General features: G+C 71.6%; 27 protein-coding genes. 13 read left to right on the top strand and 14 right to left on the bottom strand.

All coding sequences use genetic code 11. The features are described 5' to 3' along the window. Positions 1-5: 5 nt before the first annotated feature. Positions 6-455 carry a universal stress protein gene (locus QSK36_RS08945; RefSeq protein WP_285782013.1) on the bottom strand — a complete coding sequence of 150 codons (450 nt, stop codon included), beginning with the start codon at positions 453-455 and terminating at the stop codon, positions 6-8. Between the two features lie 185 nt (positions 456-640). Here QSK36_RS08945 and QSK36_RS08940 point away from each other — a divergent pair, with 185 nt between their 5' ends. From QSK36_RS08940 to QSK36_RS08930, 3 genes are read left to right on the top strand one after another with little or no spacing between them, the layout of a single operon-like run. Next, on the top strand, positions 641-1576 hold the full coding sequence (locus QSK36_RS08940) for an ABC transporter ATP-binding protein (RefSeq protein ID WP_285782012.1): 936 nt from the start codon (positions 641-643) through the stop codon (positions 1574-1576). Between the two features lies 1 nt (position 1577). Further along, entirely contained in the window at positions 1578-2351 is a 774-nt protein-coding gene (locus QSK36_RS08935; protein ID WP_285782011.1) for an ABC transporter permease, read from the top strand. Then, positions 2351-3151 (top strand): ABC transporter permease, encoded by an 801-nt coding sequence (locus QSK36_RS08930; RefSeq protein ID WP_285782010.1) that lies wholly within the window; start codon positions 2351-2353, stop codon positions 3149-3151. The genes QSK36_RS08935 and QSK36_RS08930 overlap by 1 nt, the downstream gene beginning before the upstream one ends. A gap of 110 nt (positions 3152-3261) precedes the next feature. Here QSK36_RS08930 and QSK36_RS08925 read toward each other — a convergent pair whose 3' ends face one another. Continuing rightward, positions 3262-4299 (bottom strand): helix-turn-helix transcriptional regulator, encoded by a 1038-nt coding sequence (locus tag QSK36_RS08925; protein ID WP_285782009.1) that lies wholly within the window; start codon positions 4297-4299, stop codon positions 3262-3264. A 187-nt stretch (positions 4300-4486) separates the two neighbouring features. Between QSK36_RS08925 and QSK36_RS08920 the strand changes: the two genes are divergently transcribed. Beyond that, positions 4487-4924 (top strand): carboxymuconolactone decarboxylase family protein, encoded by a 438-nt coding sequence (locus QSK36_RS08920; protein WP_352239945.1) that lies wholly within the window; start codon positions 4487-4489, stop codon positions 4922-4924. A 127-nt stretch (positions 4925-5051) separates the two neighbouring features. Then, positions 5052-5699, top strand: a complete 648-nt coding sequence (locus tag QSK36_RS08915; RefSeq protein ID WP_285782008.1) for a YdeI/OmpD-associated family protein — start codon at positions 5052-5054, stop codon at positions 5697-5699. 102 nt (positions 5700-5801) lie between these two features. Here the strand turns inward: QSK36_RS08915 and QSK36_RS08910 are convergent, their stop codons facing one another. Continuing rightward, positions 5802-6044, bottom strand: a complete 243-nt coding sequence (locus QSK36_RS08910) for a Tn3 family transposase (protein WP_285782007.1) — start codon at positions 6042-6044, stop codon at positions 5802-5804. A gap of 20 nt (positions 6045-6064) precedes the next feature. Continuing rightward, on the bottom strand, positions 6065-6796 hold the full coding sequence (locus QSK36_RS08905) for a TetR/AcrR family transcriptional regulator (protein WP_285782006.1): 732 nt from the start codon (positions 6794-6796) through the stop codon (positions 6065-6067). A gap of 106 nt (positions 6797-6902) precedes the next feature. Here QSK36_RS08905 and QSK36_RS08900 point away from each other — a divergent pair, with 106 nt between their 5' ends. Continuing rightward, positions 6903-8561, top strand: a complete 1659-nt coding sequence (locus QSK36_RS08900) for an ATP-binding cassette domain-containing protein (protein WP_285782005.1) — start codon at positions 6903-6905, stop codon at positions 8559-8561. A gap of 134 nt (positions 8562-8695) precedes the next feature. Here QSK36_RS08900 and QSK36_RS08895 read toward each other — a convergent pair whose 3' ends face one another. Together QSK36_RS08895 and QSK36_RS08890 are read right to left on the bottom strand one after the other, a co-directional pair. After that, a complete protein-coding gene (locus tag QSK36_RS08895; RefSeq protein ID WP_285782004.1) occupies positions 8696-9397 on the bottom strand; it encodes a 2-phosphosulfolactate phosphatase in 702 nt (233 codons plus the stop codon). A gap of 62 nt (positions 9398-9459) precedes the next feature. Further along, positions 9460-9783, bottom strand: a complete 324-nt coding sequence (locus QSK36_RS08890; protein WP_183532206.1) for a VOC family protein — start codon at positions 9781-9783, stop codon at positions 9460-9462. Positions 9784-9895: 112 nt separating this feature from the next. Between QSK36_RS08890 and QSK36_RS08885 the strand changes: the two genes are divergently transcribed. The 3 genes from QSK36_RS08885 (at position 9896) to QSK36_RS08875 (ending at position 12691) form a co-directional block, all read left to right on the top strand. After that, entirely contained in the window at positions 9896-10390 is a 495-nt protein-coding gene (locus QSK36_RS08885) for a GNAT family N-acetyltransferase (protein ID WP_183532207.1), read from the top strand. A 466-nt stretch (positions 10391-10856) separates the two neighbouring features. Continuing rightward, the gene (locus QSK36_RS08880) at positions 10857-12032 is read left to right on the top strand and encodes a sensor histidine kinase (protein ID WP_285782003.1); all 1176 of its coding nucleotides are present in this window, start codon (positions 10857-10859) and stop codon (positions 12030-12032) included. Further along, positions 12029-12691, top strand: a complete 663-nt coding sequence (locus tag QSK36_RS08875) for a response regulator (RefSeq protein ID WP_183532209.1) — start codon at positions 12029-12031, stop codon at positions 12689-12691. The genes QSK36_RS08880 and QSK36_RS08875 overlap by 4 nt, the downstream gene beginning before the upstream one ends. A gap of 38 nt (positions 12692-12729) precedes the next feature. On the opposite strand, the gene QSK36_RS08870 is transcribed toward QSK36_RS08875, so the two are convergent. Beyond that, on the bottom strand, positions 12730-13179 hold the full coding sequence (locus QSK36_RS08870; protein ID WP_285782002.1) for a MarR family winged helix-turn-helix transcriptional regulator: 450 nt from the start codon (positions 13177-13179) through the stop codon (positions 12730-12732). 84 nt (positions 13180-13263) lie between these two features. Between QSK36_RS08870 and QSK36_RS08865 the strand changes: the two genes are divergently transcribed. Both QSK36_RS08865 and QSK36_RS08860 read left to right on the top strand, forming a co-directional pair. Continuing rightward, entirely contained in the window at positions 13264-14283 is a 1020-nt protein-coding gene (locus tag QSK36_RS08865) for an NAD-dependent epimerase/dehydratase family protein (RefSeq protein WP_285782001.1), read from the top strand. 28 nt (positions 14284-14311) lie between these two features. Next, positions 14312-15019: a helix-turn-helix domain-containing protein gene (locus QSK36_RS08860; RefSeq protein ID WP_183532213.1), complete on the top strand. Its 708-nt coding sequence runs from the start codon at positions 14312-14314 to the stop codon at positions 15017-15019. 26 nt (positions 15020-15045) lie between these two features. On the opposite strand, the gene QSK36_RS08855 is transcribed toward QSK36_RS08860, so the two are convergent. The 6 genes from QSK36_RS08855 to QSK36_RS08830 all read right to left on the bottom strand — a co-directional run bounded on the left by QSK36_RS08855 (position 15046) and on the right by QSK36_RS08830 (position 18475). After that, positions 15046-15444: a VOC family protein gene (locus QSK36_RS08855; RefSeq protein ID WP_183532215.1), complete on the bottom strand. Its 399-nt coding sequence runs from the start codon at positions 15442-15444 to the stop codon at positions 15046-15048. Between the two features lie 66 nt (positions 15445-15510). Continuing rightward, complete coding sequence (locus QSK36_RS08850; protein ID WP_285782000.1) at positions 15511-15828, bottom strand: DUF952 domain-containing protein; 318 nt, start codon at positions 15826-15828, stop codon at positions 15511-15513. Then, a complete protein-coding gene (locus QSK36_RS08845) occupies positions 15825-16493 on the bottom strand; it encodes a TetR/AcrR family transcriptional regulator (protein ID WP_183532218.1) in 669 nt (222 codons plus the stop codon). The genes QSK36_RS08850 and QSK36_RS08845 overlap by 4 nt, the downstream gene beginning before the upstream one ends. A gap of 106 nt (positions 16494-16599) precedes the next feature. Continuing rightward, positions 16600-16923, bottom strand: a complete 324-nt coding sequence (locus tag QSK36_RS08840) for a DMT family transporter (RefSeq protein ID WP_183532220.1) — start codon at positions 16921-16923, stop codon at positions 16600-16602. A gap of 384 nt (positions 16924-17307) precedes the next feature. Further along, a complete protein-coding gene (locus QSK36_RS08835) occupies positions 17308-17823 on the bottom strand; it encodes a DinB family protein (RefSeq protein WP_285781999.1) in 516 nt (171 codons plus the stop codon). Positions 17824-18049: 226 nt separating this feature from the next. Next, positions 18050-18475, bottom strand: a complete 426-nt coding sequence (locus QSK36_RS08830; protein ID WP_183532224.1) for a MarR family winged helix-turn-helix transcriptional regulator — start codon at positions 18473-18475, stop codon at positions 18050-18052. Positions 18476-18582: 107 nt separating this feature from the next. On the opposite strand from QSK36_RS08830, the gene QSK36_RS08825 reads away from it, so the two are divergent. Beyond that, entirely contained in the window at positions 18583-19470 is an 888-nt protein-coding gene (locus QSK36_RS08825) for an MBL fold metallo-hydrolase (protein WP_285781998.1), read from the top strand. A 27-nt stretch (positions 19471-19497) separates the two neighbouring features. Here QSK36_RS08825 and QSK36_RS08820 read toward each other — a convergent pair whose 3' ends face one another. After that, complete coding sequence (locus QSK36_RS08820; RefSeq protein ID WP_285782302.1) at positions 19498-20694, bottom strand: cytochrome P450 family protein; 1197 nt, start codon at positions 20692-20694, stop codon at positions 19498-19500. 104 nt (positions 20695-20798) lie between these two features. Between QSK36_RS08820 and QSK36_RS08815 the strand changes: the two genes are divergently transcribed. Then, complete coding sequence (locus tag QSK36_RS08815) at positions 20799-21923, top strand: TetR/AcrR family transcriptional regulator (protein ID WP_285781997.1); 1125 nt, start codon at positions 20799-20801, stop codon at positions 21921-21923. The last annotated feature ends 37 nt before the right edge of the window (positions 21924-21960 follow it).

Here is a 21960-nt window from a genome sequence, read left to right as displayed (position 1 = left end):
GTGGGTCAGGGGACGACGGTGACCGGCCAGCGGCCGGTGCGGACCAGGCGGAGCGCGACCGAGCCGATGAAGCGGTGGCCGGCCTGTGTGGAGGCTCCCACCACGACCGCGTCCGCCCTGATCTCGTCGGCGATCTTGGCGAGGACGCCGGCGGCGTCGCCGTACTCGGTGCGGAAGGTGTAGTCGACGCGTGAGTGGGCGGTCTGGGCGAAGCGCTCCACTTGTGTGCGCAAGTCTGCGGCGACCTCCTCCCCCGCCTCGATCACCGAGGCCGACGCGGCCGGCATTATCGTGCTGATCGTTCCGGGGTTGGTGACGTAGACGAGGACGACATGCGAGCCCTGGCGGCGGGCGAGCCCCCAGGCGTACGCGGCGGCGCGCAGGGAGGTTTCCGAGCCGTCGATACCGACGAGGATCACTCGTGGGCCGTCGGTGCCCAGCTCGAACGTGTTCACGCAAGTCAGCGTACGGCCACCGGGGGGCGTCCGGATACGGGGCCGGGCCTGGGGGCGGGTCCTGGTGGATCAGGTGCGGCGTGACGGTCTCCGCGGGGTCGCCGGGGAGGCGGGGCAGGGCCCGGCCGGGTGGCGCGGATAACCTGTTGCGGAAGTGTCGGGGCCGTTGGTTAGGGTCTCGGATCGTGGCTGATCAACCTCTGATCTACGCGCGTGGCCTGGTCAAACGCTTCGGGGAGTTCACCGCCGTCGACGGGATCGACCTTGACGTGGCGCCGGGAGAGGCGTTCGGTTTCCTCGGGCCCAACGGGGCCGGCAAGTCCTCGACCATGCGGATGATCGGGTGTGTGTCCACGCCGACCGCCGGGGAGCTGCGGATCCTTGGCATGGACGCGGTGCACGACGGGCCGAGGATCCGCGCGCGTCTGGGGGTGTGTCCCCAGCTCGACAACCTCGATCCCGATCTGACGGTGCGGGAGAACCTGGTGACGTACGCCCGTTATTTCGGGCTGTCGCGGGCGGAGAGCCGCAGGCGGGCCGACGAGTTGCTGGAGTTCGTGCAGCTCGGCGACCGCGCGGGCGGGAAGGTGGAGCCGCTGTCGGGAGGCATGAAGCGGCGGCTGACGATCGCGCGGGCGATGGTGAACGATCCTGATCTCGTGCTGCTCGACGAGCCGACGACGGGGCTTGACCCGCAGGCCCGTCACCTGTTGTGGGAGCGGTTGTTCCGGCTCAAGCAGCGGGGCACCACGCTGGTGCTGACGACGCATTACATGGACGAGGCGGAGCAGTTGTGCGACCGGCTGGTCGTGATGGACGGCGGCAGGATCGTGGCGGAGGGGTCGCCGAGGTCGCTGATCGCGACCTACTCGACGGCCGAGGTGGTCGAGCTGCGTTTCCCCGGCATGCCGGAGGCGGGGCCGCGGTACGCGGCGGCGCTGGAGGGGGTGGGCAAGCGGGTCGATCCGCTGCCCGACCGGGTGCTGGTCTACGTGGACGACGGAGACGCCGCGCTGGCCGAGATCCAGCGGCGCGGGTTGGAGCCGTCGAGCGTGCTGGTGCGGCGGTCGACGCTGGAGGATGTGTTCCTCCATCTGACGGGCCGGACGTTGGTGGACTGAGATGGCCGTGACCCATGGCGTGCATCCGACGATCGCGGTGCTGGAGCGGCACCTGACCCTCTACCGGCGGTTGTGGCAGGCGTCGGTGTTCTCCTCGTTCGTGCTGCCGGTGCTGTTCCTGGTGAGCATCGGCATCGGTGTCGGGGGTTATGTCGGTAGGGTGCAGGGCGTCGATTACCTGCCGTGGATCGTGCCGGGCGTGCTCGCGTCGACGGCCTTCCAGATCGCGGTGGGCGAGTCGACCTATTCGGTGCTGGGCGACTTCAAGTGGGTCCGGGCCTATCACGCGATGCGGGCCACGCCGGTGGGGCCGGCCGACATGGTCCGGGGCCATCTGCTCTACCTGGTCTTCCGGGTGACGATCGCGGTCGTGGCCTTCCTGGTCGTCGTGGTGTTCTTCGGCGGGCTGCATTCGCCGTGGGCGCTGGTCACCCCGCTGGTGTGCGCGCTGCTGACGGTGTCGGTGGCGGCGCCGGTGACGGCGTTCGCCGCCACGATCGACCACGACAGTTATTTCTCGCTGCTGTTCCGGTTCGTGGTGATCCCTTCGACGTTGTTCGCGGGGGTGTTCTTCCCGGTCGAGCAGCTCACGGCGGTGTTGCGCCCGCTGGCGTACGCCTCGCCGTTGTGGCATGCGGTGGAGTTGTGCCGGGCGGCGACGCTCGGCGCGGCCCCGGCCTGGCCGGTTCCGGTGCATGCCGGCTATCTGCTGGTGTGGGCGGTGGCGGGTCTTTTCCTGGCGGTGCGGGCGTTCCGCCGGAAGCTGGAGGACTGATGGTGACGACGCTGGTGGCGTCCCGGGTCTCCCTCGGCCGGGTGGGCGCCGTCATCGGCCGCAACGTGGGGGCGCTGCGCTCCGGGCCGTCGTACTGGATCGTGCTGCTGTCGGGCTTCTTCGAGCCGCTGCTGTATCTGCTGTCGATCGGTGTCGGCGTCGGCGCGCTGATCGGTGAGCTGACGGTGGGCGGGCGGACCATGTCGTACGCGTCGTTCGTCGCGCCGGCGATGCTGGCGGTGTCGGCGATGTCGGGGGCGCTGGCCGAGACGACGTTCAACTTCTTCTTCAAGTTGAAGTACATGAAGACGTTCGAGGCGGTGCTTGCGACGCCGGTGCGGCCCATCGAGATCGCGGTGGGCGAGCTGGTGTGGTCGATCGCCCGGGGTTCGCTCTACACCGCGATCTTCCTGGTGGTGATGGTGGTGATGGGGCTGGCGGAGCCCGGCTGGGCGCTGGCCGCGTTTCCGGCGACCGTGCTGGTGGGGCTGGCCTTCGGCGGGCTGGGGATGGCCGTCAGCACGCTGATGCGCGGCTGGCAGGACTTCGACCTGATGGGCACCGGGCAGTTCGCGTTGTTCCTGTTCTCCGGGACGTTCTCCCCCGTGCAGGACTACCCGGTCGGGGTCGAGGTGCTGATCCAGCTCACGCCGCTCTATCACGCGGTGGAGCTGGTGCGCGGCCTGTGCATGGGGATGCTGGGGTGGGGGCTGCTGGGGCACGCGGCCTACCTGGCCGTGCTGGCCGGGGCGGGAGTCTGGTTCGCCTCCCGGCGCCTGACCCGGGTCCTGTGCGACTGACCCACACGCCCGGGTTTCTCCCGAACCCCGGATCCCTGCGTCGAAGAGTTCGGGGGTAGCGGCGTCCCGGTAGTCCTGGCCGAAAAACCAACGGATATCGCTGACCTGCCCTAATGCGGAATCTCAGCACCCGTCCGTGGTGGCTGGCAACATCCGTCACTGCAGGTAGCCGTGTCGGCGATCAGCGGATGGTCGTGTTGCTGATTGTCCTTGAGGAGTTGTTGTGTGCGGGTGAGGAATGCCTGGCGGACCTCTTCTGGGTGCAGTATCTGGAGTCGTCGGCCGAGGCTGAGCAGGTAGCGGGCCAGGCCGTCGGCGTCTGGCCCGCCGATATCGACGATCGTTGCGTCATCGCCGTCCGGATGGTGGACGCCGACCGTTGGTGGCACCAGCCTTAGGGCCTCATCGGCCGGTACGGCCAGGCGGATGGTCACCCGCATCGGGTAGGGCCTCAGCGCGATGCCCGTGCTGACCATCTGTGCTGGATCTGGCGGGTCGGGCAGGGCAGCGGCCTGCCCGATGGCTGTGGCATCGATGATGCGATCGGTACGGAAGGTGCGCCAGTCCTGCCGCGTCAGGTCGTATGCGAGGAGATACCAGCGGCGGCCGGTGTAGATGAGCCGGTAGGGGTCCACCCGGCGGGTGGACGTCGTTCCGGCCCCGTCGCGGTAGGTCAACTGGGTGCGTTCGCCTCGCCGGCACGCGGTGGCCAGGTCGAGCAGCAGCGCGGGGGAGATCTGGCTGTCGTCGGGTCGCGTGGTGTGAGTGAACGCGGCGTCCAGCTCGCCGAGCCGGTCGGCGATCCTGGCCGGCAGCACCTGGCGTAGTTTCAGCAGCGCCGACAGGGCTGCCTGGTCGCTGCCGGAGACTCCGCTGAAGGCGGCGGTGCGCAGCCCGACAGCGACCGCGAGGGCCTCCTCCTCGTCAAGGATCAGTGGCGGAATGCTGGTTCCGGGCCCGAGGTGATAGCCGCCCCATGGGCCCATCTCCGATTCGATGCCGTAGCCGAGTTCACGTAGCCGGGCGATGTCCCGGCGAACCGTCCGTTCGGTGATCTCCAGCTGGGCGGAAAGATCAGCGCACGTCCAGGACTGCCGCGTTGACAGCAAAGACAGCAGCCGCAGCAGCCGCGCCGAGGTGTTGAGCACGGACAACAGTCTGCTCGATGACCAGGACCGTTTCTGACCGGGTCATACCGTAACGTCGCCGGCATGACCGAGAACTCCTCGGCCTAAAAGTCCATTACGACGACGATGACCTCCGCCAAGGTTCGTCAGATGACGGGCCCGGATGGGCGCACGCAACCGATGAGGGGCAGGACCCATGGAAGCACGCATGAAGAGCGTGGCGAATCCCGACGTGATCACAGCGATCCAGCATCTCCACAAGGCGATTCACGCCGGGGGCGTCGACCCGCTCGTGCTCGAGCTGGTCCACCTGCGGGCCAGCCAGATCAACGGCTGCAGCCCGTGTGTCTTCGCCGGCGTCCAGTCGGCGAAGAAGCATGGAGAGACCGACGAGCGGCTGCACAACGTGGTCACCTGGCGCGAGACCTCGTTCTTCACCGAGGCGGAGCGGGCCGCGCTCGCGCTGACCGAGGCCGCCACCCGGATCCAGGACGGCGCTCCGGGCGTGACCGACGAGATCTGGGACGCTGCTGCCACCCACTTCGACGAAAACCAGATGTCCGCGATCATCCTGAACATCGCAATCACCAACTTCTTCAACCGGATCAACCACACGATCCGGGAGCAGGCCGGCAAGACCTGGTGAAGGCGGGCGGGCGTCATCCGTCCAGGGACCGCGGTGGCGACGTGGCGAAGGACGTGATCGGCCGGCTCCACCGCTGGCCGATCCAGCGCCACTTCCGGCAGGCCCCCTCGTGGGCTCCCACCTTCGGGTGACCGCCGACAACCATCCTTTTGATGATCATCAGGGGCACATGACGATGAGCAACGAACCACTGGAACTGACCGTTACCGATGCCCGAGCCTGGCGGGAGTGGCTCAGCAGGCACCACGACAGCTCGGCAGGGGTGTGGCTGGTCCTCGCCAAGCAGAACACGACCCGGCCCACCAGCCTGACCTATGACCAGGCGCTCGACGAAGCCCTGTGCCACGGCTGGATCGATGGTCGGCTACGACGGCGGGATGAGATCACCTTCTGCCGGCGCTTCACCCCTCGCGGAAGGCAAAGTCCCTGGTCAGCGCGGAACGTTTCCATCGTCACCCGTCTGATCAGCGAGGGCCGGATGCATCCGGCCGGAATGACCGAGGTCGAACGCGCCAAGGCCGACGGCCGCTGGGACACGGCCTACGCGGGACAAGCCGGCATCGAGGTACCAGCCGACCTGGCCGCCGCATTGGCCGCGAAACCCCAGGCACAAGCGATGTTCGACATCCTCACCTCCCAAAACCGCTACGCCGTTCTCTATCGGATCGCGAACGCCAAACGCGCCGAGACCCGAGCCCGCCGTATCACCCAGTTCGTTGACATGCTCGCCCGCGGCGAGGCGATCCACCCACAAAAGCGCGCCCTCGGCAGTTGAATGCGGGCCCACTCCTCTCCCCGCCTCGCTCCTCCAAGCCCACGCACATGGCGGCTCGGCGTTCAGCCAGACCCGGAACCTTACCCAGCCCCCAAGAACCCGTCATGGGCGCAGGCTCGGCTCAACAGCGGCCGGGTGCAAGGGGCGCCAGCCGCCTCCGTCGAGTTTGGCGAGCTCGGCTTCGTCGTCGACGGTGATGACGCCGAAGAAGTTGACGTTCTCGCTGTGGGCCGGGGAGATGTGGGCCAGCAGCTCATCAGGCGCATCCCGGCCGCCGGCGCGCAGGTTTTCGACGGCGAGCTGGTAGTACTCGGTCGTCCACGTGATGACCGCGCTCGTCGGCACCGTTGTTTTTCCGGCCGGGACTACCGGGACCCCTCCTCGGGCCGCTTGGGCGCCTCGCCGGTGGCCGTGCCGGCCTGGATGCCGTCCAGGAGCCAGTCGAGGCCGATGGCGAAGCTGGTGTCCCAGTCTCCGTCCGCGACCAGGGGGCCATGGGCGGCGAGGACGGGATAGCGGTCGCTCTTGGCCTGGAACTGCTCGCGGGCGGCCTGTCCGGCGGCCTGCTGTCCCCTGGCCGTCCAGGTCGCCTGCATGAGCGCGCTTCCGATGACGTAGTTGGACAGCCCGTACGCCGCGGCGGTCAGGTGGGGTTCGACGACCCCGGCCTTCACGAGGGTGGCGTACAGGAACTCGCTGCGGGCGAGCACGTTGGGGCCGAGCATCGGGCGGCCCAGCAGCGCGGCCGACCAGGGGTGCTCCAGGAGGACGGCGCGCCACCCGCTGATCAGCGTGGTGACGGCGGCGCGCCAGTGTCCGCCGTCGTCGCCGGGGATCGCGACGGCCGCGAAGATCGCGTCGAGGGCGAGGTCGAGGACGTCGTCCTTGGTCTTCAGGTGCCAGTACAACGTGGTCGAACCGGTGCCGAGGCGCTCGGCGAGCCGGCGCATGGTCAGCCGGTCGGCGCCCTCCTCGTCCAGGAGGGCGACGGCCTCCTCCACGATGCGGTCCCGGCTGAGCGGGGGCGCCTCGCGCGCCGCCCGCGCGGGCGGTCGCAGCCACACGTCTCCGGCCGATCCCGAGCCTTTCCCCACCACTTCCGGTCCTCCTCCTCGTCCGAGGGCGAGTCTAGTATGGCGATCGGGTGCCGGATCATTGATCCGGTAAATGGAACGTTGGTCTGGAGGGCTGGGAGGAACGACGGTGGCGGGACATGTGGAGGTGGACCGGCTCACCTACGTGCTGCCGGACGGGCGGCGGCTCCTGCACGAGGTGTCGTTCCGCGTCGGCGACGGCGTCAAGGCCGGGCTGGTGGGGCCGAACGGCGCGGGCAAGACGACCCTGCTGCGGCTGATCGCCGGGGACGTGCGCCCGGACGACGGCCGGGTGGCCCACTCGGGCGGGCTGGGGGTGATGCGGCAGTTCATCGGCGGTGTCCGCGACGACAGGACCCTGCACGACCTGCTGCTGTCCGTGGCTCCGGAGCGGGTCAGGGCCGCCGCGGCGGCCCTGGGGCGGGCCGAGTCGGCGGTGGCGGCTCGTGACGAGGAGACGGCGCAGCTGGCCTACGCGCAGGCGATCGGCGACTACGCCGACGCCGGCGGCTACGACATGGAGGTGGTGTGGGACACCTGCGCGACTGCGGCGCTGGGCCTGCCCTACGACGTGGTCCGGCGACGGCCGGTGGGCACGCTGTCGGGCGGGGAGCAGAAGCGAATCGTGCTGGAGGCGCTGCTGCGCGGCCCGGACCAGGTGCTGCTGCTGGACGAGCCGGACAACTACCTGGACGTGCCCGCCAAGCAATGGCTGGAAGGGCGGCTGCGTGCCACTTCGAAGACCGTACTGCTGGTCTCTCACGACCGGCGGTTGCTGGCCGAGGCCACGGACCGGATCGTCACGGTGGAATCGCGCGGTGTATGGGTGCACGGCGGGGGTTTCGCCACCTACGCTCAGGGCCGCCGTGACCGCATCGACCGGCTGGAGGAGCGGCGCCGCCGCTGGGACGAGGAGCACGCCAAGCTCAGGCGCCTGGTGCAGACCCTCCGGCAGACGGCGGCCAACAACGACGCGCTGTCGTCCGCCTACCGGGCAGCCGGCACCCGGCTGGAGCGGTTCGAGGAGGCGGGCCCGCCCGAGCGCCCGCCCAGGCGGCAGAACGTGCGGATACGGTTGCGCGGCGGCCGGACCGGCAAACGCGCCGTCGTCTGCGAGGGCCTGGAGCTCACCGGGCTGATGCGGCCGTTCGACCTGGAGATCTGGTACGGCGAGCGCGTGGGCGTCCTCGGGTCGAACGGCTCGGGCAAGTCGCACTTCCTGCGGCTGCTGGCCGAGGCCGCGGACGGTGCGGCTACCCCGGGCACGGTTGCCTCGGGCGCGCTCACCTCGGTGCGTTACAGCGGTTCCGTACGGCTGGGCGCGCGGGTGGTGCCCGGCCACTTCGTGCAGACCCACGCCCGGCCCGAGCTGCACGGACACACCCCCGCCGAGCTGGTGACGTCCGAGTGTGCGCTCACGCTCAACGACGCGATGGCCGCGCTGGCCCGCTATGAGCTCGCGCCGGCCGCCGGGCAGCGGTTCGAGACCCTGTCCGGCGGGCAGCAGGCGCGGCTGCAGATCCTGCTGCTTGAACTGTCCGGTGCGACCCTGCTGCTGCTCGACGAACCGACCGACAATCTCGACCTGGCCAGCGCCGAGGCCCTGCAGCAGGGGCTGGCGTCCTTCTCCGGCACGGTCCTGGCCGTCACCCACGACCGCTGGTTCGCCGCCGACTTCGACCGCTTCCTCGTCTTCGGCGCCGACGGGACCGTGTACGAGAGCGCCGAGCCGGTGTGGGACGAGGCCCGTGTGCGGCGTGGCCGCTGACCGCCGTGCCCTCAGGGCGGGCGTGATCGTTCTCGCCCGTGACCGAGTCCGTGACCGAGTCCGTGACCGAGTCCGGGGGCGCGCTGCGGCTGCCGCGTGCCCGGGCGGTGGCGAGCGTCGGACCTCACCAGCGATCAGATCGAAGCCTCGTCGGTCAGCGAGGGCACGGCGCACGGGCGGAGGACCATGAGCGAGTCCTCCAAGGCCGCCACCATGGCAAAGGGGAACCGGTCGAGTTCAAGACAGAGTGCGACATCATCAGGATGGGCTCCTTGACGCACGCCCTCCGCCAACTCGGCGGCGGCGCGTGACTCACCGGCGCGGCGGAGGAACTCAACTGCATCCGCCCCGGCCCCGGTGGCCCTCTGGGCGATGTATTGAGCGCACGCCAAATCTTCATCGGCGCGCCCGTCGTCGCCGGTGACCACGAACGTGACGCTGCCGCACTCGCGTGTCCGCAAGAGCCGAGCCGTCGCCTCCGCCACCACGAAGCCGGCGCACAGCACGAGCGACGCCTCCTTGACGGCAAGGGCGCCGACCGTCCCTGCCGTGGTCTTCTGCACAACGGTCCGCCCGCCAAGGTCAACGGACCGCAGCAGGCCCGGCGAGTTGACGGCGTCGAACCCGGCCGCGGGCGGACCGTCCTTGAGCGCGACCCAATCCGGGTGGCGAGCCTTGAGCACCAGGGCTTCGTCCAGCGACTCAGCGAGAACAATCTTTTCCGCTCCCCGGGCGAAGGCCCAGGCAGCCACTGTGAAGGCACGCATGACGTCGACTACGACCGCCGTGGACGGGGCTCCGGCCAGCTCAGCGATGCCAAGGAAACGAACGTCCATCCGGTCATGATCACACAAGCCCGATCCGAAGCACCCAGACAGTGACGATGCATCACATCGACTCAGGACACGCACACGCAGAACTCGTTGCCTTCGGGATCCCGCCAGACCTGCCAGAGATCCTCGTGCATCTCCCCTGCCGGGGTGGCTCCGAGCGCGGCGGCGCGGGCGACCGCGTCGGCGAAGTCATCGGTGACCAGATCCAGGTGGATGCGATTCTTCACGGTCTTGGGTTCGCGGACCCGCTGCAGGGCCAGATCGGGACCGAGGCTGATCCAGTCGTCCTCACGACGGGTGATGTCCCGCTCCAGCAGCCGACTCCAGAACCCGGCCAGCCCGTCGAGGTCGTTGGCGTCGATGACCACGCCACCCACGCGAATGCTCATTCTTCCCTCTCGGCGTACGGATCGATCATGCCCGCGCCCGTTGTCCAGGCCGGCCCGGATCTCGACCATGGCAGAAGGAGGATCTTCCGAGGAAGAGCGAAGGGGTGCGAGCATGAGCCCGGTTGTCATACGCCGTCTCAGCGGTGAGGACTGGCGTACCTGGCGCCGCCTGCGTCTGGGGGCACTCGCCGACGCGCCCGGCATCTTCCACGGGGACCTGGAGGAGGAGCGGGCCTACGACGAGGCGCGGTGGCGCGCGTGGACCGAGGACGGGGTCAAGGTGGCCGCGTTCGACGCGGGCGTGCCTGTGGGGGTGGCCGCGGGGCGTGTCCCGGCAGACCGGGCCGGGGCCGTGGAACTTTTCGGCATGTGGGTGCGTCCCCGGCTCAGAGGCGGGCGGATCGCCGAGCGGCTGGCACTGGAGGTGGTGGCCTGGGCGCGCGAAACAGGACGTTCCCGGGTGGAGCTGTGGGTCGTCTCGGGCAACGATTCGGCCGAACGCGTCTACCGGCGGCTCGGGTTCCACGGCACGGGCGAATACGAAGTCCATCCGCGCGACCCGGGCCTGCGCAAATACGTCATGGCCAAGGGCGTCGGCGAAGGGTGACGCCTGCTCCCCCGGTCGCTCGCACGGGTGTTGCCGGCGACGCCGTTCCGGCGCGTCTGCAGCGCGAGCGCGCCCGTGGCCGCGACGACCGGATCGAGCCACCCCCCGCGGGTGCGCGCCCCCGAGGCACGCTCACACGTCCCGGCGCCTCACCACGAACACGGCGAGCGCGACCGCGATCAGCGGCCCGAGCGCGTACACGATCCAGGAGCCGAGCGCGGAAAGGTGGGTGGCGGCGCTGCGTCCGCCGTGAACGTGGGTGGCGTCGAGGAGGGCGCCGACGTGCCGAAGACCGCGCCGTGGGCGGCACTCGTGCGGGCCGGGTTGGCCCCTGGGCGTACGTCCCCGGGCCGATGCCGCTTGGGCGGCGGCCCGGTTAGTCTCGCGGCATGGACCCCGTAACGGCCACCCCGTTGGCTGCGCGCGTCGCCTGCCGCGGCCTTGCTCCCGGGAGGGCACACCGCCGATGACGAGAACGAAGGCCATGGCGTGGGCGGGGGGCGCCTTCTACCTCCTCATGGTGGGTCTGCTGGTGTGGGGCGCGCCGGAGGCGCCGGGCACGGTCCACGCCGCCGGTTCCCTGCTCGCCGTGAGCCTGCTCGCCGGCATGGTGCGGCGGATGCCGCTGTCGGCTCTGGCGATGACGCTCGTCGGATCCACCGCTGTGGTGGTGGGCCCACCGGGCTCCGACTATGAGAGCCTGGCGGCGTCGTATCAGGGCCAGTTCCTGTCGTATCTGGCGGTGGACCTCGTCCTGGGCTTCGTCGTCGCCACCTGCGCACGCCGGGCTTCGATCGTCGCCGTGGCCGCGTCTTTCACCGTGCAACTTCTGCTGATCGGCGGCTTCACGTACGGAGGGGACCTGATCGGCAACGGGGTGATCGCCCTCCTGGCCATGGCCGCGGCCTGCATGGTCGGTCTGCTGACCCGCGAGCGTCGCGAGCACGCGGCGGCGCTGCGTTCGCAGGAGGTGGCCGAGGCCGTGACCGCGGAACGACTGCGGATCGCGCGGGAGTTGCACGACATGGTCGCGCACAGCATCGGCATCATCGCCATCCAGGCCGGTGTGGGGAGCCGGGTCATCGAGACCCAGCCGTCGGAGGCCGGCGAGGCGCTGCGCACCATCGAGGCCACCAGCAGACAGACCCTGTCGAGCCTTCGGCGCACGCTTGTGGCGCTGCGTCAGGCCGACGGGGGCGCTATCGGGTCGGAGCGGTCACCGCTCGCCCCCTCGCCGGGCCTGGCGAACGTCGAACAACTGGCGGCGGCGACCGGGGACTCGGGGGTACGCGTCGACGTGCGCCGCAGCGGGCGGCAACGTCCTTTGCCGGCCGACATCGATCTGGCCGCCTACCGCATCGTGCAGGAGGCATTGACCAACGTGATCCGCCACGCGGACACCGGCTATTGCCGGGTGGCCATCGACTTCGGGGATGAGGAGCTGTCCGTGGAGGTCGTCGACGACGGGCGCGGCGCCACTGGGAACGGAACGGCTCAGGGCTTCGGCATCGTCGGCATGCGGGAGCGGGTCGGCCTGCTCGGCGGCCACCTCAGCGCCGGGCCGCGCCCCGAGGGCGGTTTCCGGGTAGCAGCCCGGCTGCCGCTGCCCGAACCCGCCGGAGTCGCGGTGGAGGCCCGATGACGGTCCGGATCCTGCTCGCCGACGACCAGCCGCTGGTGCGGTCCGGGCTGCGCGTGCTCATGGCCGACCACCCCGACCTGGAAGTCGTCGGTGAGGCCGCCACGGGCTCCGAAGCGGTCCGGCTCGTCGGCGACCTCGGCCCCGACGTGGTGGTGATGGACATCAGGATGCCCGGCATGGACGGGATCGAGGCGACCCGCCGGATCACGGCCGGCGCGGCGACGACCCGCGTCCTCGTCCTGACCACCTTCGACGAGGACGACCACGTTTACGGCGCGCTCCGGGCCGGCGCGAGCGGCTTCGTGGTCAAGGACATGGCGCTGGATGACATCCTCGCGGCGATCCGCGTGGTCGCCGCCGGCGACGCGCTGATCGCGCCGAGTGTGACGCGCCGTCTGATCGCGGACTTCGTCGGGCGCCCCGGCGCTGCCCCCGAGCGCTCCCCGCGGCCTATCGAGGGAATCACCGAGCGGGAACGGGAAGTGCTGACCCTGATCGGACGCGGCCGGTCGAACACCGAGATCGCGGAGGACCTCTTCATCACGGTGGCCACGGCCAAGTCGCACGTGTCACGGCTGCTCACCAAACTGGGCGCCAGGGACCGGGTCCAGCTCGTGATCTCCGCCTACGAGATGGGGCTCGTGACGCTGCCGCGCTGATGGCGTCCTCCCCCGGCGGAGCTGGACGCGGGTGTTCCTCACTGCCCGTCCTCACCGGGGCCGGGGGGTGGTGCGGATGCGGTCATCCGTTCGATGATCTTCTTCAGTGCGCTGTTCAGGTGGCGCCGCTCCTCGTCGGTGAGGGTCGCGGTGGCGTGTTCGGCCAGCAGGCGCCTGGCCTCGGCGATCGGCTGTTGTGCGGCGCGGGCCTTCGGGGTCAGGTGCAGCCGGACGAGCCTGCCGTCCACCGGGTCGCGGCGCCGCACGAGCAGTCCGGCCGCCTCCATCCGGGTGGCGGTGTTGACGACGGTCGGGGTGGTGACCTGCAGGCGGGCCGCCAGCTCCCCCGGCGTCAGCCCGTCGGCCTCCCACAGGACCTCCAGCACGAGGTTCTGGCCCACGCGCACGCCATGGCGGCTCATGGCCTCGTCCGCCGCCGCCCGTAACAGCTTCTGCGCCCGCGTGAGCAGCCTCAGCACTTCGGTCACCTGGCCATTCTACGATTCGTTTGCCTGCTAGCGATCTCGCTGTTACGCTGATCATTAGCTTGCTATCGACTTGGAGGGATCCGGATGATCCTCGTGACGGGCGGCCGCGGCTTCATCGGCGCGCACACCGTGCGGGCCCTGCTCGACCTCGGCGAACGCTGCGTGCTCGGCCAGCGGGCGGTGGGACCGCCGCCGGCCCTCGTGCGCGATCGGGAGGTGCGGGACGGGCGGGCCGTGGTGGAGCGGATGGACTGCACCGACCTCGACAGCGTCCTGGCGGTCGGCAGGCGTCACCGCGTCACCGGCATCGTGCACCTGGCCGCGACGGGGATGGGCGCGTCGGCGCCGCTGGACGAACTGTCGGCGAACACGGCCGGGCTGTTCACCGTGCTGCGCGCCGCGAAGGAGTGGGGCGCCCGCCGCGTCGTAATCGCGAGCACGATCGGCGTGTACGCGGGGGTCGCGGACCCGGCCCTCCGCGAGGACGCGCCGTTGCCGGTCGCGAGCCCGCATCCGATCCCGGCCGGCAAGAAGATCGCAGAAGTCGTCGCCGACGTCGCCGCGTCATCCGGGCTGGACGTGGTCGCCGCCCGGATCGGGGCGATCTGGGGCCCGTTGGGCAGGCCGTCCTCGCCGTTCTTCGCCGCTCCCCGGCTCGTCCATGCCGCCGCGCGGCACGCGGCGGCGGACGACGGCGCGAGCGCCTCCCCCGCCCGCGCAGGGGAAGCCCAGGCCACCGGTGAGGGCGGCGTGCCAGGCGAGGCGGCGCCTTCCTACGCGGGGGACATGATCGACATGTGCTACGCGCGCGACTGCGGGCGGGCCCTCGCGCTCCTGCAGACGACCGCGACGCTGCGCCACCGCACCTACAACGTCGGCGGCGGCCGGGCCGTCGCCAACCAGGAGGTCGCCGCCGCCATCGGCAGGGCCGTACCGGGGGCGGCCCCTGTGCTGCGTCCCGGGCGCTCCCCTGGAGTGCCCGCCATAGACGCCTGTCTCGACATCTCCCGGCTGCGGGAGGACACCGGCTACGTCCCCGAGTACGACCTCGACCGCGCCGTGGCCGACTACGTCGGCTGGCTGCGGGCGGGCAACCCCCGCTGATCGCCGCGCGCACGGGATAATGCCGGGCATGTACCGGGAGAGGGTGTCGCGTGTGCCGGACGCGGCGCTGTGGTGGAGCACCTCCCCCGGCTCCGCGCCCGCCGAGCGGCGCGTGCTGCCGGACGGGTGCATGGACGTGATCTGGGCGGACGGCGCGTTGCTGGTGGCGGGCCCGGACACCGCCGCGCACGTGGTGACCGACCGGCCCGGCGCCCGCTACGTGGGGCTGCGCTTCGGCCCGGGCACCGGCCCGGTGGTCTTCGGGGTCCCGGCACACGAACTGCGCGACCTGAGGGTGCCGCTGGCCGACCTGTGGCCGGGCGCCGAGGCGCGGCGGCTGACGGAGCGGGCGGGCGAGGCCGCCGATGCGGGCCCTCTTCTGGGCGCGGTGCTGGAGGAGGAGGCCGCGCGCCGGCTGGGCGCGGCGCCCCGCCCCGTCGACTCCGCTCTCGTCGGCGCCGTCGTCGAGGGCGTGCGCGCGGGCCTGCCGGTCGCACGGATCGCCGCCGACGCGGGGATCGGCGAGCGGCGGCTGCACCGCCGGTGCCTGGACGCGTTCGGGTACGGGCCGCGGACGCTCGGCCGCATCCTGCGGATGAACCGGGCGGTGGACCTGGCCCGCAGAGGCACGCCGGCGGCCACGGTGGCCGCCGTGGCCGGGTACGCCGACCAGGCCCACCTGTCGCGTGAGGTGAGGTCGCTGACCGGCGTGACCCTCGGCGCGCTGACCCGCTGACCCGCTGACTCGTTGAGCTGGGCCCGTCAGCCGGTGGGCAGGGCGGCGAACAGGTCCACGCCGTTGCCGTCAGGGTCGTGCACCGTCGCGTAGCGCTGCCCCCAGAACGCGTCCCACGGCGCCAGGTGTCCCTCGTATCCGGCCTCGACCAGGTCCGCGTACAGGCGGTCGACCTCCTCGGGGCCGTCGCAGCGGAAGGCGAGCCCCATGCGCGGCCCGCCGCTCGCGGGCGACCAGGAGGGGTCGAACGAACGGACGGTGGCGGTGGTGTCCCAGGCCAGGCGCAGCCCGCCGGGAAGGGTCACCTCGACGTGGGGTTCGGTGTCGGCGGACAGCGGGATGTCCAGCCCGAGCCGGCGGTAGAAGGACAGAGAGGCGGCCATGTCGGTCACGACCAGGCCGATGAGATCGAACGTTGGTGCCATGACGGCCACGGTAGGAGGCGGGCCGGTCCGCCGTCTTGAACGTATCGGACACCCGGCTCCGGACGCTCAGTGGGAGAAAGGCGTGACGGCCGTGACGGCGGCCACCGGGATCGGCCCGTAGATGTGGGGGAACGCCTCGTCCGCCCCCTCGGGCACCTCCCGCCTGACCGGGCAGCCGAGCCGGTCCTCGTCGATCTCCAGCAGCATCAGGGGCTCGGTGACGTGGCCGTAGTAGCGGCCCGCCACGCCGCGTGCCTGGGCCAGGTCGGCCGAGGCGTGGATGTAGCCCTCCTCCTCCAGGGTGCGGCCGAGGGTCGAGACGCGGTATTCGCCAGTGATGACGGCCGCGTCCCAGTCGGCGGCCAGCGCGAGATGGAAGATCATGGGCCGACCCTAGCGGGCGGGCCGAGCGCGGCCAGCGCGCGGGCCACCGCCTCCCGGGCCCGCTGCCTGCCGTCGGGGCGGGCCTCGACGACCTCTTCCACCCACAGTCCCGACAGCAGACCGGCGACGAAGCGGACCTCCCCGGGCCCGCAGGGGTAGCCGGCGCCTTCCAGCACCGCGGCGACGATGTCGTCGCAGCCGTCGGTCCAGGCGCGGGCGATGGCCTGCAGCGCCGGGTCGCGGCCCGCCTGCAGGTACAGCTCCCACAGGCCGAGCTGGCGCAGCCGGTCGGCGGCGTACACGCCGGTGAGGGTCTCGGCGACCGCGAGCGGAGTACGGCCCGCGAGGTGGTCCACCGTCGCCCGCATGCGGGCGAGTTCGCGCTCGACCAGCAGGGCGAACGCCTCGGCCAGCAACTGGTCGCGGCTGGTGAAGTAGTAGGAGGTGGCGGCCAGAGGAAGACCTGCCCGGCGGGCGACGGCGCGGTGCGTCACGGCGGCGAAGCCGCCGTCGCCGAGCAGGTCGACGGCCGCGTCCAGCAGCGCCTCCCTGCGGCGTACGGCGCGCTCCTGCGGGCGCCGCGGCTGAGGTGAGACGGCCCGCATCGCGACGCCGCGTGCGGGGGCCGCCGCCGGGACGGGTGCAGGCCGGTCCTGATCGGGCACGCCGTGATCCTCCCCTGGATCGTCGGGGCTCCGCCGCCGGGCGGGAGCCGTCCGGATCACCCTTAGCGGGCGCGCGCCGCCGGGTCAAACGATCGGTGTCGCCCGGTCAGTGCGCGCCGGAGAGGTTGAGCACGGCGACCCCGGCGATGATCAGGGCGATGCCGGCGGCCTTGACGGGGTTCATATGCTCGCCGAGGAACAGCGCGCCGATCAGCGCGATCGCCGCGGTCCCGGTGCCCGCCCACACCGCGTACGCGATGCCGACCGGCATGCGGAGCTTGAGTGCCCAGGCCAGCAGGAGGAACGAGGCGATGTACCCGGCGGCGACCACGATGGTCCAGCCCCAGCGGGTCAGGCCGTCGCTGAGTTTGAGCGCGGAGGTGGCCAGGACCTCCGAGGCGATCGCGCCGACGAGCAGGAGCCAGGCCATGGGAACCTCTTCGATAAAAACGGTACGCTTGTCCCAATTTTACGTGGCAAGGCTCCGCAAAGCCATGGGCCGGCCGACCAGGCGCTCCAGGCTTGTCGACCACGGGTGCGCTGCAGGCGCGAGCGGGGCGGGTTCCTCCGGGGCCACGCGGGTGCGGTCGAGGCGATGTTCAGGCGGGCGTTCCACCCGCACCCTGGATCGACTCCCGGCGGTGGCGAGGCTGGAGGAGCGGAATGCGGTCGACGAACCCGATTCCGACACGGCTCCGGCGGGCGGATGCGCAGCTCCTTTCAGGAGCTGAAGAAGGATCCGGGGCCGCTTGCGCCGGCACGAGCGATGACGAGGCCGATGGCTCTCTGTGGTGCGGACGGTCTCAGGGGGCGGTCAGTAGTAACCCTTCTCGCCGTCGATCAGTTCTCTGATGGTGTCCAGGTGACCGGCGTGCCTGGCGGTCTCCTCGACCATGTGGATCAGCATCCAGCGCAGGCTCCCCGCCGCCGAGCGGTAGTCGGAGTGCTTGCCCACATCATCCAGCGAGTGGGCCGCGACGATCTCGTTCGAGATCCGGCACTGGCGCTCGTACTCGTCGAGGAGCTGCGCCAGCGGGACGCCCTCGATCCGCATGTCGGCGTTCTCCACGCTCTCGTCGAACTGCGGGTTGCCGTCGGCGGAGCGGCCCAGGAAGAGCACTTCGAACCAGCCGTGCTCGGTCCAGCGCAGGTGCGATACCAGGCCCGCCACGGTCATGAGCGGCGAGGCGGGCAGCACCGGCCGGTAGGCGTCCTCCTCCGACAGCCTTTCGCACTTCCACTGGACGATCGCGCGCTGCATGTCGAGCCAGCCGACGAGCTGGGTGCGTTCGTCGGCGGCGAAGGGCGGACGTTCCCGGGAAATGCTCATGAGGGGCGATGCTACTTCGGCGATTCTGGGATCGCACGGTATTTTCGGCCGTGCCGATATCCCCGGAGCATCCGACCGTTCTGACCAGGCGTCGGCATCGCCTCATCGGCGCCGTGCTGGCCGTCACCCCCGGCTGAACCGCCGGAACGGCCCTGTCGTTCCTCCTGGTCGGCGCCGCCCACATCGCCGTACCCCTGATCACCTGGGCGCTCCCGCCTGGGAGGCCTCAGCGGATGACGGCGCGGGCGAGCAGACGCCGCAGGACGTCCTGCTCTTCGGAGGCCAGGGGGGCCAGCGGGGAGTCCTCGGAGAGCAGGCCGAGGAGGCGTTCGCGGAGCTCGGTGCCCTCGGGGGTGAGGACGAGCTGCTTGGCACGGCGGTTGCCGGGGTACGGGTGGCGTTCGAGATAGCCCTGCTCTTCGAGCCGGTCGGCGACGAAGGTGGCGTTGGAGGGCTCGCAGCTCATCCGTTCGGCGAGTTCGCGCAGTGTCATGGGGCGGGTCAGCTCGCGCAGGGCGGCCCCCTGCGAGGCGGTCAGGCCGAGGGTGGCCGCGCGGACCCGCAGGTGGGCCTCGATCTGCTTGGCGAGACCGTTGATCAGCCCGCACAGCTCTCGATCGGTTCGGGCTCGGGTCTCGCGCTCGGTGGTCACGGCAGGATTCTACTGCAACTCAAATCATTGCAACTAGAATCATTCTAGTTGTAGCTTTTGCTCACGTCGCCGCCCGGCGGCGATCAACCGAGCGCAAGGCAGGGGCTATGACCACCGTTTTCGATCGGGCGCGGCTGAGCAGCGCGCCGCGCATCCGTACGCTTCGCCTGGGCGAGCTGACGATCAGCTATGTCCCCGACGGGCTGGTCCGGCTCAAGCCGCGCGGCTGGTTGCCCGCCGCCACCGCCGCCGACTGGGCGGCCGAGCGCGACCACCTCGACCACGGCGGCTTCCTGGTCGCGGGCATCGGCGCACTGCTGGTGGAGCGAGGCGAGCGCGCGCTGCTCATCGACACAGGGTTCGGGCCCGAGTCCCACCCCGATGACCCGGCCAACCCGTTCCTGGGCGACCTGCACGGCGGCCGGCTGCTGGACAGCCTGCGGCGGCTCGGCCGAGAGCCGCGCCGGATCGACGCCGTCGCCATCACCCATCTGCACACCGACCACCTGGGCTGGGCCTGGAGCGCCGTGCCCGGCGCCGCCGCACCGCCTTTCGCGCACGCCACCCACTTCGTCGCGGCGCCGGAGTGGGAGCGGCGCGACCTCGCCGCCGAGGGCGGGGCGACCGAGGAGCGCCTGGCCGCCTTCGCCTCCCGCGTTCACCCGGCCGCGGACGGCGAGGAGATCTTCCCGGGCGTCCGGGCCTCCTTCGCGGCCGGGCATACCGTCGGCCACACCACCTACACCATCACCGGCGGCGACCGGCGGCTCATCGCGTTCGGCGACGCGCTCCACTCCCCCGTCCAGGTGACCCACCCCGAATGGTCCTGTGGCATCGACCACGACCCCGGCGAGTCCGCCGAGCACCGCCGTCACCTGGTCGAAGAGCTGAGCCGCCCGGACACCGTCGGCTACGGCGGTCACTTCGCCGACGTGGTCTTCGGGCGCGCCGAGCGCCGCTCCGACGGCCGGTTCACCTGGGTCCCCGTCGCCTGACCCGATGGTGAGCCCGCGGGTCGTGTTTCACAGGGTCGCCGGCAGCGCGGTCAGCCGCCACGTGCCGGGGTCGGGGGCGCGAAGCTCGTCGGGCGGGGCGGCCATGGACAGGCCGGGGAAGCGGTGCAGCAGCGCGGTGAGCGCGACCTGGGTCTGCACGCGGGCGAGGGACGCGCCGAGGCAGAAGTGCGGGCCGTGGGCGAACCCCAGGTGGCCGGCGCCGGGCGTCCGGGTGACGTCAAGGCGGTCGGGGTCGGCGAACACCCGCGGGTCGCGGTTGGCCGCGGCGACCAGGGCGGTGACCTTGGCGCCCTTGGGCACGGTCGCGCCGTACAGTTCGACGTCCTGGCGGGCGTGACGCGGGATCGCCAGCAGTGAGGGGCCGCACCAGCGAATGAGCTCCTCGACGGCCCCCGGCATCAGCGCGGAGTCGGAGCGTACGGCGGCGAGCTGGGCGGGGTGGGACAGCAGGGCGGCCACGGCGTTGGCGATGAGGTTGGTCGGCGTCTGCCCGGCGAGGACCAGGTGCCAGACAAGGGTGACGATCTCGGTGTCGCTCAGCCGGTCCCCGTCCTCGGCCTGAACGCGCACCAACTCGCCCAGCAGCCCCCCGGGCTCGCCGGAATGATCGGCACGGGCGGCGGCGACGGCGCCCCTGGCACCCGCCATGATGCCCGGAATGGCCCGTGCGAAGTCCTGGCCCGCCCCGGCGGCGACGGTGGCGCCCCATTCGCGCCAGCGCGGGCGGTCCTGCTCGGGAACGCCGACCAGCGCGCAGATGACGTCCATCGGCAGCGGCCGGGCGAAGTGCCGTAGCAGGTCGACCCGCCCTTCGTCCGCCTGGGCGGGCAGGTCGTCGAGCAGGGCGTCGACGATGGTCTCGATCCGGGGCCGGAACTCGGCGGCCCGCCGGGGGGTGAAGGCCGGAGCGACCAGTTTGCGCAGCCGCGCGTGCTCGGGGCCGCTCATCTCGCTCATGGTCCGCATGTACGGCAGGCAGTCGTCGGGGACTTGAGGGCGCATGAAGCTGTCGGCGGTGAGTTCGAAACGGGCGTCGCCGAGCATCGCCCGTGCGCCGTCGTGCCTGGCGAGAGCCCATATCGGGCCGAGGCCGGGGATCAGCAGCCGGGCGAGCGGCGCACGTTCGCGCGCCTGTCCGTAGGCCGTGAAGGGGTCGCGCAGGACCTCGGGGTCGGTGAGGTCCACCTCGGGCAGGACGATCACTGGCAACTCCAGATGTTGAATCCAGATGTTCTTATCATCTGAGTGCGTGACGGTATCTTGGGTCCGCCCGTACGGCAAGCGGGCGTATGCGGACGAGGAGAGGGATGGGACGCCTCACCAGGGCCGAGCTTCAGGCACGCAACCGGGCCAGGGTGCTGGCCGCCGCCCGCGACGAGTTCGCCGAGCGGGGGTTCCGCGACGCCAAGGTGGACGCGATCGCCGACCGGGCCGGACTCACCCGCGGCGCGGTCTACTCCAACTTCCCGGGCAAGCGGGCCCTGTACTTCTCGGTGCTGGCCGGCCTGGCCGAGCGGGAGGCCGGACCGGACGGCGCGCGGCGGCCCTCCCCCGCGTCCGGCGAGACGCCCGCCACCGGCACAGCCGATGCCGGGACACCCGGCGTGGCCACGGCCCGGGAGGCGCTGGCGGCGTTCGCCCGCGCCTGGGTCTCCCGGCTTCCGCTGGCCACCGACGGCCCGGCCAGGCTCGGCATGGACCTGATGCCGGAGGTGCTCGCCGACCAGCGGGTCCGCCAGCCGTTCGCGCAGCTCATGAAGCTGAACGCGATCGTGCTCGGGCTCGCGCTTGAGCGACTCGACGGGCACGCCTCCACGCGGCGCCGGGTGCGGATCGCGGAGACGGCCCTGACCACCCTGCACGGCGCGAGCCAGATGGCCGACGCGGCGCCCGGGTTCGCCGAGCCGTTCGACATCGTCGCGGCGTGCGCCGCGCTGGCGGACCTCGATCTCGGCGACCGGTGGGACCCACCTCACCTGCCTTTCGTGCCCCGCGCACGGCCTGCCGACCAGCCCTGGTCGCCGCCGCTCGCGGTGGACGCGGTGCGGGGCGAGCCGGTCCCGCTCACGCGTGACGGCGTGGTGGCGGTCCTCGGGCTGCACCGTCTGGAGGCCGTGGAGGAGGCGGTGCGGGCCACGCCGCCCGGCGGGGAGGTCACCGCGGTTCTGGTCACCGGCGATCCCGGCGAGCTGGGGCCGCTCGCCCGGCTGACCCTCGCCGGCCTGCGCGCGTGCCTGCGGCAGGTGTTGCCCGCGCCGGCCTGGCCGTGCCTGCGCGTGGTGCACGACGACGAGGGGGCGGTGGCGGCGGCTGCCGGGGTGGCCGCCGTGAGCGACGGGACCGAGGCGGCCATCCGGGTGCGGTCGGGCCGCGTGGTCGCGCGCGCCGACGGGTACGGCGCCTGTCACGCCGCCGCCTCCGCCGAGCCCTGACCGCCGCGCCGCGCTGGCCGCCGGGGGCCGAGCACGG

It is taken from the genome of Microbispora sp. NBRC 16548 (genome assembly GCF_030268985.1).
In the GTDB taxonomy this organism is placed as follows: domain Bacteria; phylum Actinomycetota; class Actinomycetes; order Streptosporangiales; family Streptosporangiaceae; genus Microbispora; species Microbispora catharanthi.
This window is presented reverse-complemented; position numbering and strand designations above follow the sequence as displayed.